At 42.3% G+C, this 13396-nt stretch carries 14 protein-coding genes and 2 riboswitches; all 14 genes read right to left on the minus strand.

Translation table 11 applies throughout. The features are described from left to right. Positions 1–46: 46 nt before the first annotated feature. Positions 47–679: a thiamine phosphate synthase gene (gene thiE / locus M1F65_RS04600; RefSeq protein ID WP_247925557.1), complete on the minus strand. Its 633-nt coding sequence runs from the start codon at positions 677–679 to the stop codon at positions 47–49. Next, complete coding sequence (gene thiM, locus M1F65_RS04605; RefSeq protein WP_247925558.1) at positions 672–1475, minus strand: hydroxyethylthiazole kinase; 804 nt, start codon at positions 1473–1475, stop codon at positions 672–674. Before thiM ends, thiE begins: the two co-directional genes overlap by 8 nt. Beyond that, positions 1475–1999: an energy coupling factor transporter S component ThiW gene (gene thiW / locus M1F65_RS04610; RefSeq protein WP_033629425.1), complete on the minus strand. Its 525-nt coding sequence runs from the start codon at positions 1997–1999 to the stop codon at positions 1475–1477. Before thiW ends, thiM begins: the two co-directional genes overlap by 1 nt. 15 nt (positions 2000–2014) lie before the next feature. Further along, positions 2015–2695 carry a thiaminase II gene (gene tenA / locus M1F65_RS04615; RefSeq protein ID WP_247925559.1) on the minus strand — a complete coding sequence of 227 codons (681 nt, stop codon included), beginning with the start codon at positions 2693–2695 and terminating at the stop codon, positions 2015–2017. Between the two features lie 10 nt (positions 2696–2705). Then, complete coding sequence (locus tag M1F65_RS04620) at positions 2706–3356, minus strand: energy-coupling factor transporter transmembrane component T (protein ID WP_247925560.1); 651 nt, start codon at positions 3354–3356, stop codon at positions 2706–2708. 1 nt (position 3357) lies between these two features. Continuing rightward, entirely contained in the window at positions 3358–4743 is a 1386-nt protein-coding gene (locus M1F65_RS04625) for an ATP-binding cassette domain-containing protein (RefSeq protein WP_247925561.1), read from the minus strand. Beyond that, entirely contained in the window at positions 4744–5304 is a 561-nt protein-coding gene (locus M1F65_RS04630) for an ECF transporter S component (RefSeq protein WP_247925562.1), read from the minus strand. Positions 5305–5462: 158 nt separating this feature from the next. Next, positions 5463–5551, minus strand: a riboswitch (TPP riboswitch). Between the two features lie 123 nt (positions 5552–5674). Then, positions 5675–6343 (minus strand): TenA family protein, encoded by a 669-nt coding sequence (locus M1F65_RS04635; RefSeq protein ID WP_049518949.1) that lies wholly within the window; start codon positions 6341–6343, stop codon positions 5675–5677. 215 nt (positions 6344–6558) lie between these two features. Continuing rightward, a riboswitch (TPP riboswitch) is annotated at positions 6559–6647 on the minus strand. 148 nt (positions 6648–6795) lie between these two features. Next, complete coding sequence (gene lctO / locus M1F65_RS04640) at positions 6796–7932, minus strand: L-lactate oxidase (RefSeq protein WP_247925563.1); 1137 nt, start codon at positions 7930–7932, stop codon at positions 6796–6798. A 252-nt stretch (positions 7933–8184) separates the two neighbouring features. After that, positions 8185–8817: an orotate phosphoribosyltransferase gene (gene pyrE / locus M1F65_RS04645; protein ID WP_049518948.1), complete on the minus strand. Its 633-nt coding sequence runs from the start codon at positions 8815–8817 to the stop codon at positions 8185–8187. A 33-nt stretch (positions 8818–8850) separates the two neighbouring features. Next, entirely contained in the window at positions 8851–9552 is a 702-nt protein-coding gene (gene pyrF, locus M1F65_RS04650; RefSeq protein WP_049518947.1) for an orotidine-5'-phosphate decarboxylase, read from the minus strand. A 245-nt stretch (positions 9553–9797) separates the two neighbouring features. Further along, positions 9798–10952 carry a cell division protein FtsQ/DivIB gene (locus M1F65_RS04655; RefSeq protein ID WP_049518946.1) on the minus strand — a complete coding sequence of 385 codons (1155 nt, stop codon included), beginning with the start codon at positions 10950–10952 and terminating at the stop codon, positions 9798–9800. A 9-nt stretch (positions 10953–10961) separates the two neighbouring features. Then, complete coding sequence (locus M1F65_RS04660) at positions 10962–12020, minus strand: UDP-N-acetylglucosamine--N-acetylmuramyl-(pentapeptide) pyrophosphoryl-undecaprenol N-acetylglucosamine transferase (RefSeq protein ID WP_049518945.1); 1059 nt, start codon at positions 12018–12020, stop codon at positions 10962–10964. Between the two features lies 1 nt (position 12021). Next, the gene (gene murD, locus M1F65_RS04665; RefSeq protein ID WP_049518944.1) at positions 12022–13374 is read right to left on the minus strand and encodes a UDP-N-acetylmuramoyl-L-alanine--D-glutamate ligase; all 1353 of its coding nucleotides are present in this window, start codon (positions 13372–13374) and stop codon (positions 12022–12024) included. Between the last annotated feature and the right edge of the window lie 22 nt (positions 13375–13396).

The following is a 13396-nucleotide window of genomic DNA, read 5'->3' on the forward strand; positions in this document are numbered from 1 at the left end:
AAAAAACTCTCTAGTTCCTACTTTAAGGGAATTAGAGAGTTTTTGATTAGGAAACAATGTCATCTAGCTTTGTTAAAAAGGCTTGCGCTTTTGCCTCAATATCTTTTGCCTGCATCAGATCTCTGACGACAGCGACCCCAGCTATACCAGTTGCAGCAAGTTGGTCAATGTTCTCTGACGTCAAGCCTCCAATAGCAACTACTGGAATGGCGACCGTTTGGCAAATGGTTTTCAAGGTTGAAATCAGGGTGATAGGCGCATTTTCCTTGGTTGTAGTCGGGAAAATGGCTCCTGTTCCCAAGTAATCCGCACCTCCTTCTTCTGCCTCGAGGGCTCTTTCTACTGTTTTAGCTGTGACACCGAGGATTTTGTCAGGTCCCAAGACTTGACGGGCAACCGAAACTGGTAGTTCATCGTCGCCAATATGCAACCCAGCAGCATCGACTGCAAGACAGATATCCAACCGATCATCGATAATCAAGGGTACCTGATACGCATCTGTTATTTCCTTGACTTGTTTTGCCAGTTGATAGTATTGGTTGGTTGTGAGATTTTTTTCTCGTAGTTGGATAATGGTAACACCTGAACGGCAGGCCGTCTCAACTTTTTCAAGAAAGTTTTCCAAGGAATCTTGGTAGCGATTGGTTACTAGATATAGTCTAAGTGCTTCTCTATTCATAAATATCTCCTTTGATGGCTTTTAGCCAATTTTCATCTCTTTTTAGAAGAGAGAGCTGATTGAGAACTTGGTAACGAAATTCTTCCAATCCCATTCCTTGGACAAGAATTCTCTCAGCAGAGATATTGAGATAAGAAACTGCTAGGCAAGAAGCTTCAAATGCAGTCTTTCCTTGGCTGAGAAAAACGGCTGTCAAGGCTCCAACCAGGTCTCCTGTCCCTGTTATCCAGTCTAATTCGTCACAACCATTTCCCAATATTGCAACCTGGTTCTCCGAAACGATGAGATCCTTGGGGCCAGTGACTAGGAACGACATACCAGGATAGGTCTGACACCAGTCTTTCAAGACTTGAAGCAAATCCTCAGTTTCTTGGTCTTTAGCACTAGCATCTACCCCAACTCCGTGGTGCTTTAAACCAACAAGACTTCGGATTTCCGACATATTTCCTTTAAGGACTGTGGGCTTGTATTCTAAAAGATCTCTGACTAAGGTCTTTCGAATGGGAGATGCTCCTACGCCAACCGCATCTACTACTATTGGGAGACAAGCTTGGTTTGCATAAGAAGCTGCCGTACGGATTGCTTTTTCCTTCTCAGCTGACAAATGCCCCAAATTGATGAAGAGAGCTTGACTTTGTTTGGTAAAATCAAGGACCTCACGGGGATCATCTGCCATGACAGGTTTAGATCCCAGAGCCAAAATGCCATTGGCCAGCATCTCGCAGGAAATCTCATTGGTGATGCAGTGAATCAAGGAGCTGGAGGTTAGAGGAAAGGGATTTGTAAATTCCTGCATCAGTCTATCCTTTCACCAAAGAAATATCCTTGTACTTTTTTAAAGAATTCCTGCTTGATTAAAAATCGAAAGGCAAGAAAAGCTATGGCTGTACCGATCAAGGTTGCTCCGAAAAATCGAGGAGTGTAGATAAACCAGCTGAGCTTGGCCGCAGATCCCGTAAAGAGAACCATGACAGGATAGGAAACAATGGAACCGATAACCCCTGTTCCCAAGATTTCTCCTAGGGCAGAATAATGAAATTTTCGACCGTACTTATAAAAGAGACCTGCAAGGAGGGCTCCAAAAGTAGCTCCTGTGAGGGCCAAGGGCGGAATACCTTGAGTAGACATACGGATAAAGGCTGTGACTGTAGCCATGACCAAGGCATAAACAGGCCCCATCAAGATTCCTGCAAGAATGTTGACTACACTGGACATCGGTGCCATCCCTTCAATTCGAAAGATGGGCGTAAGAACTACGTCAAGGGCAATCATCATGGATAAAATGGTTAATTTGTGAACTTGTAGTTGGTGGTTTCTCATTTTCTATTTCTTCTCTTATTCTAAGGACTGCAAATCACTCGTCCATGTTTGGTGTTGGTAAGCCATCTCCCAAAACTTGGCTTCCATGTGGACACTTCGATGGAAAGCCTCTAGCATTTTTTGTTTGTCTGTCTCATTGCTTTCTCGATAGAGCTGATTGACCAGGGCTTCTTCCTCTTTAATCTGCTGTTCTAACTCATCTGTGATATAGGTTTCAATCCACTGTTGATAAAGAGGATTCGGGGATGGTTTGCGATTAAGTGCCTTGCCCAAATCATGGTATAACCAAGGACAAGGGAGCAAACTAGCAAAAGCAATGCCCAAGTTTGGCTCTTCAAATTGCCGATAAATGTGAGAAATGTAATGATAGCAGGTGGGAGCGATTGGATGTTGCTCCATTTCCTGATCGCTGATTCCTAATTCCTTGAAAAATTGTTGGCGGATAAATAATTCACCCTCCACTAGACTCTGGGCATTTTGTTTCAAGAGTCTTTTCATCTCCTCGTTTGAAGTCTTATCAGCCAAGAGGTGATAGGCTTCTGAAAAAGACTTCAGGTAATAAGCATCCTGAATCAGGTAATAGCGGAAAATAGAAGGTTTTAAATTTCCCTCTTGTAACTGTAATACAAATGGGTGATGAAAGGAAGCCTGCCAAGCTTCCTTGGATAATTCCATCGCAATATCTGTAAATTCCATAATAACTCCTTTATAAAAATAGACTGGTTTGAAGCAATAAAAAGAACAGCAGGTAGATCAATTTTGTCCTCTGAGAAATATAAAAAGTCCGATAGCGATTCTCCAACTGAGCATGTTCGTCATATCCGTGCGCAGATAGAGCTCTCAGGTAAAGATGGCGCCATCTAAAGACCGTCATCAGAACCTTACTGTAAATCAAGGGCGACCAAACATGCAATTTTTGACCACGCAATAAGCATGCTTCCTTGAGGGACTTGATTTCCTGCTGAATGAGGGGAAAGGCATTGAATACCACAATTAAGGCATAGGCCCAAGACCGTGATAACCCCTTTTGAGCCAAGTACAAGAGAAGCTCTTTTAAGGAAATACTGGAAACAAAGACAAGGCCGATACAAACCGTCACAAAAGCCCTCGTCCCAAGTATCACTGCCTGTGAAGCATCCCCATGTAACTGAATTGCCCAGTAATTAGCCAAAGATGGCAAAATGGCGAGCACAATCATCCAAGCCAACATTTTAAATCGACGATAATAGAGCATAAAGAGGATGCAAAATGCGACTACTGAAAGATTAAGAGCAATCGAAGGAATGAAGGATGTTTCCAAGGATAAAATCAGCAAGAAAAGACTGAGTATCGGTGTCGGGGTTGATACTTTGATCATACTACCTCACCTCCCCTAGAGTATCATTGTTCAGAGATGGGAGAGGTTTGCTGATGGTCACGTCTTGGAGATGACTGAGCCCCTCACTAGTCATCTCAATCCAATAATCAACCACAGAGATTAAGGGATCTAAACGATGGCTAATGACCAAAAAACTTCTTCCTTGATTGCTCTCCTCCAACATCCACTGACAAAAGTAGTCGCAAGCTCTATCATCCAAACCAGCAAATGGTTCATCTAGCAAAATCACAGACGCCTTGCTGGTCAAGATGGTCAATAGCTGAAGAATCTTTTGCTGTCCACCACTTAATTGATAAGGACTCTTATCGAGCGCCTGCTCCAGACCAAAAAAACGTAATGCTTGGAGAATCCGCTGATTTCTCACAGTATCTGGAACATCTAATTGCAGTTCCTCTCGCAGACTGACTCGGATAAATTGCTTCTCAGCTTCCTGAACGACACCCGTCAGGTCACGATACAGACTCTTTTTCTTTTTTAGGACCGAACCCTTCCAAGTAATGCGCCCTCTATACTTTTGAAATTGAAGAATAGAGCGAAAGAGGGTTGATTTCCCGACACCATTATCACCCAAGATACAGGAAATTCCTTGGTAGATAGTAAAATCAGCAATCGAAAAGAGGGGGCGATTTCCCAGCTCACAAGTCACACGGTCCATATGGAATAGTTCTGGGTTAGAAGCAACTTCCTTTGAAGAAACCTGTGTCATCTCAGAGGTAGGAAGTTGATTTATTTCCCTTAGTTGTCCGTCTCTTAGCTCCACCATATGGTCGATATAGGCTTCATAGTCTGATAAATCATGGTCGCACAAAATAACTGTCTTCTCATCAAGGGCCAATTCTTTTAGAATCTCTAAGATCTCTATCCTGCTCTTTCGATCAATGGAAGCAAAGGGTTCATCCAAAAGATAGACCCTAGGATTCATAGCAAAGAGAACAGCCAGCGCAGCTTTTTGCTTTTCACCACCTGATAAGTGATGGATGGGACGGTTCAAGATTGCCTCACAACGACATTGCCGAACCACCTCAGCTATTTTAGCATCAATCTCTTGCACAGGATGGCCGATATTCTCCAAGGTAAAAATCAGCTCTTCAAACAAGTTCTCCATGGTAAATTGATGATTGGGATTTTGAAAGAGAATGCCAACCGTCTGGACACGTTTGACGATAGAAAGCTGACTGACCTGACTCCCATCTATCAAGACTTGACCACTATAGGGAAGAGAACTGACTTGGGCAATGACTTGAAAGAGACTGGATTTTCCTGAACCACTGCTCCCAACTAACAAGGTAAAGGCTTGCGCATGAAAAGTAAAATCAATCGGCTCCGAAAAGATTGGGGACTGAATCCCCCGTAGTTCAAGCCCCATCTACGCCTTTCCTCCAGCTGAAAACTGATGATAGAGTTTGACAATGGCACGAACCAAGATGGCACAGAAGAAAAAGACGGAAATAAAACGAACCACAAGCAAGGAAAGGACAAAAGGAAGGGAAAAGGCGTAATAACCTAATTTAATGTATTCATAGACAAAGCTAAAAAGGGTAATCCCAATACTATTAGCAGTTAGAGAGAGCCAACTTTCATAGCGATTCTTGGTTACGAGAAAACCAAATTCACTTCCCAAACCTTGAACCAAACCAGACAAAAGAGCGCCTAGACCGAATTGGCTACCATAAAGGACTTCAGCAAGTGCAGCAAGCACTTCTCCAATCGTTGCACTTCCGACTCTTGGAACAAAGATGGCCGCAATAGGCGCAGCCATACACCAGAGACCAAAGAGGATTTCATTGGCAAAGGCCTGTAAACCAAGAGGGGCCAAGATTAGGGTGAGAATATCAAACAGATAGCCCGAACCCACAAAAACGCCACCAAAAAAGATAGACAAGAACGCAAGCAAGATAACATCTTTTAATTGCCATTTTTTCAACATAAAAAACTCCTTTTTTAAAGAAAAGTGGGGCATTCTAGGAGAGCTACCGAAAGGCTCGTCGTCAGGCCTATCCTCTTTTGATAAACAAAAAAACTCCAATTACAAACGAGAATTAGAGTTTAGCTTACAAGATTAGACAGTTCTTTTCGACATACGAAAAAAACCTTTTCACATTTCCCTTCGCCAGTATTAACTGTATCAGGTTCAATGGGTATCATCTCAGCCTAAAGCACCCCAAATGTCTTTATTATTTAATTACTGGACCAGTATAACAGAATTTGAAAGCCCTAGCAAGATATTTGACTGGAAAATATATTTATATAGTTTGTTTGTTCATTCTTTTAATCTACATAAAAGGATTGAATTTATCCTATAATTCATAACCAATATCAAAAAAGGCTAATTCTAAAGCAACTGCTTGATTCCAACGTTCCTGAAGTTCTGTCAAATCTTCTCGATTTTTCCCGACACGATTAAGTTCATCAACTAGAAATTGAACCCACTCTGTAAAGAAAGGACCTCTGTGGAGATTGACCCATTCTAAATGAATATAGGCTTCAGGTAGAGCCAAATCTTTAGAACCCCAGTCTAAATAGAGACCTTCTGCAATGACCAGCATGACCAAAAGATGAGCATAGTCTGATGAAGTCACAGCAGAATACATTAGCTCCTGAAACGCTTTTGTTACAGGGTGCAAGGTCACTTCTAGATAGTCATTCTCTGCTACTTTTAACTCTTTGAAAGCCTTTTGGAAATAACCATCTTCATCTGCTTCAAGAAAGCCTAGTTGCTTGGCAAAACGAAGTTTGGGTTCAAGCTGGTCTGCGTGAGCTACACAGGCACCCAGCATGGATAAGAAGGCATCAAAGAAATTATAATCTTGAATCAGGTAGTCTTTTAAGACCTTATTCTCAATTGTCCCCGCAAAAAGTTCCTTAACAAAACGATGATTGATTGCAGCCTGCCAATCCTTCTGACTGCTTTTTAATAATTCTCCAACGGTCAAACCCGGCTGAAATGCATAGTCTTGTGTTTCCATATTTACTTTTCCTCTCTTTACTCGTTCGTAATCAACAAAATACCAAGAAAATTCTAGTTTTACTTGACCTTTTTAAAGAAAAGTGGGGCATTCAAGGAGAGCTGCCAAAAGACTTGCCGTCAAGCCTATCCTCTTTTGATAAACAAAAAAACTCCAATTACAAACGAGAATTAGAGTTTACCTTACAAGATTAGACAGTTCTTTTCGACATACGAAAAAACCTTTTCACATTTCCCTTCGCCAGTATTAACTGTATCAGGTTCAATGGGTATCATCTCAGCCTAAAGCACCCCAAATGTCTTTATTATTTAATTACTGGACCAGTATAACAGAATTTGAAAGCCCTAGCAAGATATTTGACTGGAAAATATATTTATATAGTTTCTAATAACGATTTAATCTTTCTATACACGAAGAAAAACCTCCACATAAGGTGGAGGCCGTCTTCTTTATCAATACAATTTTAAGTCACGAGGGTCAACTGGGAAGGTTGGATTGTATGGGTTGTGACGGAGTTTGAAGTGTTTGACATCCTCAATAGTCTGAGTTCCAGATAATTGCATGACTGTCTTCAGTTCTGCATTTAAGTGCTCGAAGACTTGACGCACACCAACACTACCACCGAGAGCCAAACCATAGATCACAGGGCGACCAATGGCTACCAAGTCTGCTCCTGAAGCCAAGGCTTTAAAGACGTGTTGACCGCGACGAACACCAGAGTCAAAGACAATTGGCACACGTTTATCAACTGCTTCTGCTACTTCTTGAAGTGAGTCAAAGGCAGCTGGCCCACCGTCAATTTGGCGGCCACCGTGGTTGGTTACCCAGATACCTGAAGCTCCCGCAGCAAGCGAACGTTCAACGTCCTCACGGCATTGTGGTCCCTTGACATAGACAGGAAGACCAGAATATTCAGCGATAAATTCGACATCGCGTGGAGACAAGTGTTGTTTAGCTGACTTGTAAACAAAGTCCATTGATTTTCCAGCACCTTCTGGCAGATATTCTTCAACAATTGGCATACCAACTGGGAAGACAAAACCATTGCGCTTATCGACCTCACGATTCCCCCCTACAGTTGCATCTGCCGTCAAGACAATCGCTTTGTAGCCTTCAGCCTTCACACGGTCCATGATATGGCGATTAATCCCGTCATCCTTACTAAAGTAAAATTGGAACCAATGAGGTGTCCCTTGAAGAGCTTCCGTAATTTCTGGAAGGTCAACGGTAGAGTAAGAGCTGGTTGTATAAAGAGAACCAAATTCATGCACACCACGCGCAGTAGCTACTTCCCCCTGCTCATTTGCCAATTTATGAGCCGCAACAGGTGCCATAATAATTGGTGAAGATAATTTTTCACCTGCAAATTCAATCTCTGTACTTGGATTTTCAACATCACAAAGCGTATGAGGAACGATGAGTTTGTGGTTAAAGGCACGGATGTTCTCGCGTAAAGTGAAAGTATCCTCTGCTCCACTAGCGATATAACCAAAGGCAGCTTTAGGAATGACTTGTTGCGCCATTGGCTCCAAATCATAGGTATTGATGAAATCTACATGACCTTCTGCATTGCTTGTTTTGTATGACATAAAATGTCCTCCTTGATAAGTAAGCGTTTACTTTGTATATTACAAAAAATATTCTAACTCTTTTTTCAAAATTTTTCAAATATTTTGTCTGGAAATTTCAAACTGATTATCTGAATATGCTCCAAAAAAGAGATAACTCTCATTCTACCATTATCCTATATTCTTCTTTACCTTTACTTTTAGGAACCTTAGTTTTATTGCCTATATGCAAAAAAATCAGGCAATCCTAGTGACTACCTGATTTTCTATGTTTTAGGCATTTTGCCAATTTTCTTGATCTTCTTTAAAGCGTTTTAGGAGGTCCAATCCTTCTGGCGTAATGTAACCTTCTTCTTGGGCTAGGTGGATGAGTTCGCTGTAGTTAGAAAGCGTCACAAGTTTGACACCTGCGTCTGCAAAGTTTTTATCTGCTTTTGGTAGTTGATAACTAAAAATAGCTACAACACCAAGAACGTCTGCTCCTTCGCGTTTGGCAGCAGCCACTGCCTCGAGAACAGAACCACCGGTTGAAATGAGGTCTTCAACAACAACCATCTTTTGACCTTGAGCTACACGGCCTTCGATTTGGTTGCCTGCTCCATGGTCTTTTGGTTTGCTGCGGATGTAGGCAAAAGGCAAGTTCATCTTGTCAGCGATGATAGCTCCGTGTGGAATTCCTGCTGTCGCAGTTCCTGCAATCACTTCTACCTCTGGAAAGGCTGTCTTGATAGCATCTACAAAACCATTTTCAATCAAGGTTCTAGTTTCTGGGTAAGCCAGAGTCACGCGGTTGTCAGTATAAATCGGCGATTTGATACCAGATGCCCAAGTAAAAGGCTCTTCTGGTTTAAGGTAAACTGCCTGAATTTTCAAGAGGTGGCTAGCAATATCTTTAGCAAGTGTCATAGTATTCTCCTTTTATTTTTATAATCTATTTCTTTAATTTCTGTCTTGGTTCCATTCATCCTTGATAGCATGATAAGCTGCAACAGGATTCTCAGCTTGGGTAATAGGACGTCCCACTACGATATAGTCACTACCGATTTGATAGGCATCAGCAGGTGTCATGACACGTTTTTGGTCTCCAACCGCAGCTCCAGCTGGACGAATTCCTGGTGTCAAACAGATAAAATCTGGATTGGTAGCCTGCTTGATGAGTTGCACTTCCTGAGCCGAGCAAACGACACCATCCAAGCCTGCTTCAGCTGTCTTTTTAGCATAGTGAATCACAGACTCTTGCAGGCTGGTTTGGATATTTTGAAAATCCTGCATCTGGCTTTCCGACGTTGATGTAAGCTGGGTCACAGCAATCAATTTGGCTTGTGTCCCAAGACCTTCACGTGCAGCCTTCATCATCTCCACACCACCAGCAGCATGAACATTGGTCATGTCTACACCAAGCTGAGATAAGACCTTCATGGCAGATTTAACTGTATTGGGAATGTCATGTAGCTTGAGGTCCAAAAAGACACTATGCCCCAGTGACTTCAAATAACGGACAACTTCTGGACCTTCCGCATAATAAAGCTCCATCCCTACTTTTAGATAAAGACTTTCTTCTGCCGGGAAAAGAGATAAAAATTCCTTGACCGCCTCAAAACTAGGAAAATCAAGAGCAATAACTGGACGATATTCGCGCATACCTTTCTCCTTTTACCTTTAAGAGCAAGAGAGTATGGTCAAAAATAAACCACGAAAAAAGGAACCTGCCAACAGCAAGGTTCCACGAAAAATGGGTAGAGTCCACCCTTTCACCGTCTAACCTTAGCTGCCTCTCTGGACTGCTTTAAAGGTTTTTTTCTATTCTATTATTTATAGTAGGACTTGTCAAGCAAAAACTCGAAACTGGACTTCTATACCATTCAAAATCAAGAGGAAAAGTTAGTCTAACGACTCTGTGATTGCTGGCTCGTTTGGCTTTGATTTCCCTGTTCTTCTTGTTTTTTCTTTTCTTCTTCCTGTTTTTTCTTCTCAGCTTCCTTGGCCTCTTGTTTGGCTTTTTCCTCAGCTTCTTCTATCAATTTATCCGCTATGGTATAGCTGTATACTCCAGCTTCCATATCGACTACACTCGGTTCTGTCAATTGTGGCTTGATTTTGCTGTAATAAGGCAATTTCTTGCTCAATTCTGATAGGGGAACCAAAATCTCATCTGTATCCAGCATGGTAATTTTTAAAAGATCTGCTGTTGCCTTGCTCGGCGCTAATTCGATTTTCTGGATTTGACTCTTGATATCCTCACTGATGGTAGACAATCCTGTTATCAGCTTTTTCACCTGCTGCTCATCGTTAAAGGTAACTGTCAGATAAGTCTCAGGCAAGTTTAAGCGATCAACAGGAGTTGACTCTACTGTACCACTAGATAGAATAGGATAATGTTCTTCACCAGACACATAATAACCGACAATATCGAATTCCTTAACCTCAATCGTAAAGTTAGTCGGAAATTGATAGTTAATCTTCGCTGATTCTATCCAATGATTGGACTTGATTCGTTCAGCGTATGTTTCCTTATCCAACAATAGAGCTAAGGTATAGTCGCTATCTTGAATTCCAGAAGCCTGTTTGATGTCATCCGCCTGCGTGTTACTATTTCCCTTAACCTCGATATTTTTGATGGTCGAAAGTGGAGTCAATAGATAGACTGAAAGAAGGAGGACCAGGACACTGGGTACCAATATACTCACAGCTCGCCAAATATGAACAGGCGCAATTTTAGGCTTGGCAGGTTTTTCTGGTCTTTCTTTTTTCTTCTTCTCTTTTTCCTCTTTGACTTTAGGGGCATCCTTTTGAGATTTTTCTTCTTTTTCGGATGGTTCCTCGCTTGGACTTGAGGCTTCCTCATCTAACTCACTCGATGATTTCTTGGATTCCTCCAATAGTTTCGAGTTGGCTTCCTTACGAGCTTGTTTTTCCTTTTCCTTCTCTTCAGCTAGGGCAGCTTCTTCCTCAGCCTTCTTCTTCAGGTATTCCTGGTTTCGTTTCTGCCATTCAGACAATTCTTGCTTCTGGTTTGATTCTTTTTTCTTATCCTTTGACATTGATATTCCTTATGCTAGGTCTTTTCTTAGTAGATCGTAAAAATCTGCAAGAGATTTCAATTCAGTCGAAGCTTTCATGCTAGCTTGGTACTGATCCTTGTGACTAAGCAAGTGGCTGAGTTTCTCCTCCAAGCTTTCCAAGGTCAAGTCACTTTCTTGAAGTTCTTCTGCATAGCCTTTCTTAACAAAGTAGGCTGCATTTTCAATCTGGTCTCCTCGACTTGCTTCACGACCCAATGGTACGATGAGATGGAGTTTCGCCATGGCCAAGAGCTCGAAAATCGTATTGGCACCACCACGCGTCACCACCACATTTGCCATCTTCATCAAGGGTTGATAGAGATCCGTCACATAATCAACACGAAAGAGATTTTGACTCAACTCATTGAGGCTTGAATCTCCAGTTAGATTGATAATATTGTAGCGCTCTGTCAACTCTTTTTTATGGTCTGTCACTAATTGGTTAAATACACGGGCTCCTGCAGAACCACCGACAAACAATACCGTTGGCAATTTAGGATTAAAGTGGGTTTGGATATCCACCAATTCATCTGGTTCTGGAGTGTTTTGGTCTGAAACCTTGGTTACTGCCCCCACATGCTCGACTTTTGCAAGACCAGCAGGCTGCTCAAATGTTGAATACATCTTAGTTGCAAATTTATAGGCGATTTTATTGGCCAAGCCCATAGAAAGGTCCGATTCGTGAATAAAGACAGGTACCCCTGACACACGCGCTGCGATAACCGGCGGTACTGAGACAAAGCCCCCCTTTGAAAAAAGAGCCTGTGGACGCAGTCGTAACATGATAAAGAGGGATTGGACGATACCCCAAGCAACTTTAAAGACATCTAGCATGTTTTGCCAGGAGAAGTAACGACGCAACTTCCCAGTCGCAATAGAGTGGAAGGTCACATTCAAGCCTGACTTGAGGATTTCTTGGTGTTCAATTCCATGCTTGTCACCGATATAGTGAACTTCCCAGCCGTCTTCGATGAACTTAGGCATTAACAAAAGGTTGAGGGTGACATGTCCAACCGTCCCCCCACCTGTAAAGACAATTTTTTTCATATTATTCCTTTAACTCCGCTACTGTGTCGATGAAAAGATCTCCACGTACTTCAAAGTTAGCATACATATCCCAGCTAGCATTGGCAGGACTGAGGAGAACCACATCTCCTTGAGTCGCGAGCTCATAAGCCTTGCGGGTCGCATCAGCAACATCTGTCGCATCTACATAAGCCACACCAGCCTTCTCTGCTGCCCGTTTGACACGTTCTGCAGATTGACCGAGGATAACCATCTTCTTGAGCCCAGTAATATCTGGCACCAATTCGTCAAACTCATTGCCTCGATCCAAACCACCTGCAATTAAGATAACCTTACTGTTGTCAAATCCTGACAAGGCTTTTTGAGTAGCCAAGATATTGGTTGACTTACTATCGTTATAGAATTTGACACCCTGAATTTCATCCACAAATTGGAGACGGTGTTTGACACCACCAAAGGCTGATAGAGTTTCCTTGATGGTTTGGTTGTCTACACCACGAAGCTTGGCTACAGCCATAGTCGCAAGGGCATTTTCTACATTGTGGCTACCTGGAACACCGATTTCACTAGCTGCCATGACCACTTCTCCACGGAAGTAGAGTTGACCATCTTCCAAATAAGCTCCATCAACCTTTTCCTGTGTTGAAAATGGTACAACAGTAGCTTGTGTTTTGGTAGCCAATTCTTTTGCCAAATCTTGGTTAAAGTTCAAAACAAGGAAATCAGCTGCTGTCATCTTGTTCTGGATATTCCACTTGGCTGCCACATATTCTTCAAAAGAGCCATGGTAGTCGATATGAGTGGGCATAAGGTTGGTAATAACCGCAATCTCAGGATGGAATTCTTGAACACCCATCAGTTGGAAAGAAGAAAGTTCCATGACAAGCGTGTCCTTAGCCGTTGCAGTTTGAGCCACTTGACTGGCAGGATAGCCGATGTTCCCTGACAAGAGACCATGTTGGCCAGCAGCAGTCAAAACTTCCCCAATCATCGTCGTTGTGGTTGTTTTCCCATTTGAACCAGTAATACCGATAATTGGCGCATCTGAAATCAAATAAGCCAATTCCACCTCAGTCAAGACTGGAATCCCCTTTGCCAGAGCCTTCTCAATCATGGGATTGCTATACGGGATACCTGGATTTTTCACCATCAGAGCGAAATCTTCATCCAATAATTCCAAAGGATGCCCACCAGTGACAACCTTGATCCCATCTTCCAGCAAGCTTTGAGCAGCAGGATTTTCCTCAAAAGGCTTGCCGTCATTTACTGTCACAATAGCACCTAGCTTGTCTAGCAAACGGGCCGCAGACTCACCAGACTTAGCTAAACCTAAAACAAGGACTTTCTTATTTTTAAATTGATCGATTACTTTCATGTCTCAAACTCCATTTCTACTC

This window comes from Streptococcus oralis (genome assembly GCF_023109195.1).
Classification (GTDB): domain Bacteria; phylum Bacillota; class Bacilli; order Lactobacillales; family Streptococcaceae; genus Streptococcus; species Streptococcus oralis_BV.

Coding starts and splice junctions, on each gene's coding strand:
- thiE (WP_247925557.1), bottom strand. CDS start 679: ATGAATAGAGAAGCACTTAGACTATATCTAGTAACCAATCGCTACCAA.
- thiM (WP_247925558.1), bottom strand. CDS start 1,475: ATGCAGGAATTTACAAATCCCTTTCCTCTAACCTCCAGCTCCTTGATT.
- thiW (WP_033629425.1), bottom strand. CDS start 1,999: ATGAGAAACCACCAACTACAAGTTCACAAATTAACCATTTTATCCATG.
- tenA (WP_247925559.1), bottom strand. CDS start 2,695: ATGGAATTTACAGATATTGCGATGGAATTATCCAAGGAAGCTTGGCAG.
- M1F65_RS04620 (WP_247925560.1), bottom strand. CDS start 3,356: ATGATCAAAGTATCAACCCCGACACCGATACTCAGTCTTTTCTTGCTG.
- M1F65_RS04625 (WP_247925561.1), bottom strand. CDS start 4,743: ATGGGGCTTGAACTACGGGGGATTCAGTCCCCAATCTTTTCGGAGCCG.
- M1F65_RS04630 (WP_247925562.1), bottom strand. CDS start 5,304: ATGTTGAAAAAATGGCAATTAAAAGATGTTATCTTGCTTGCGTTCTTG.
- M1F65_RS04635 (WP_049518949.1), bottom strand. CDS start 6,343: ATGGAAACACAAGACTATGCATTTCAGCCGGGTTTGACCGTTGGAGAA.
- lctO (WP_247925563.1), bottom strand. CDS start 7,932: ATGTCATACAAAACAAGCAATGCAGAAGGTCATGTAGATTTCATCAAT.
- pyrE (WP_049518948.1), bottom strand. CDS start 8,817: ATGACACTTGCTAAAGATATTGCTAGCCACCTCTTGAAAATTCAGGCA.
- pyrF (WP_049518947.1), bottom strand. CDS start 9,552: ATGCGCGAATATCGTCCAGTTATTGCTCTTGATTTTCCTAGTTTTGAG.
- M1F65_RS04655 (WP_049518946.1), bottom strand. CDS start 10,952: ATGTCAAAGGATAAGAAAAAAGAATCAAACCAGAAGCAAGAATTGTCT.
- M1F65_RS04660 (WP_049518945.1), bottom strand. CDS start 12,020: ATGAAAAAAATTGTCTTTACAGGTGGGGGGACGGTTGGACATGTCACC.
- murD (WP_049518944.1), bottom strand. CDS start 13,374: ATGAAAGTAATCGATCAATTTAAAAATAAGAAAGTCCTTGTTTTAGGT.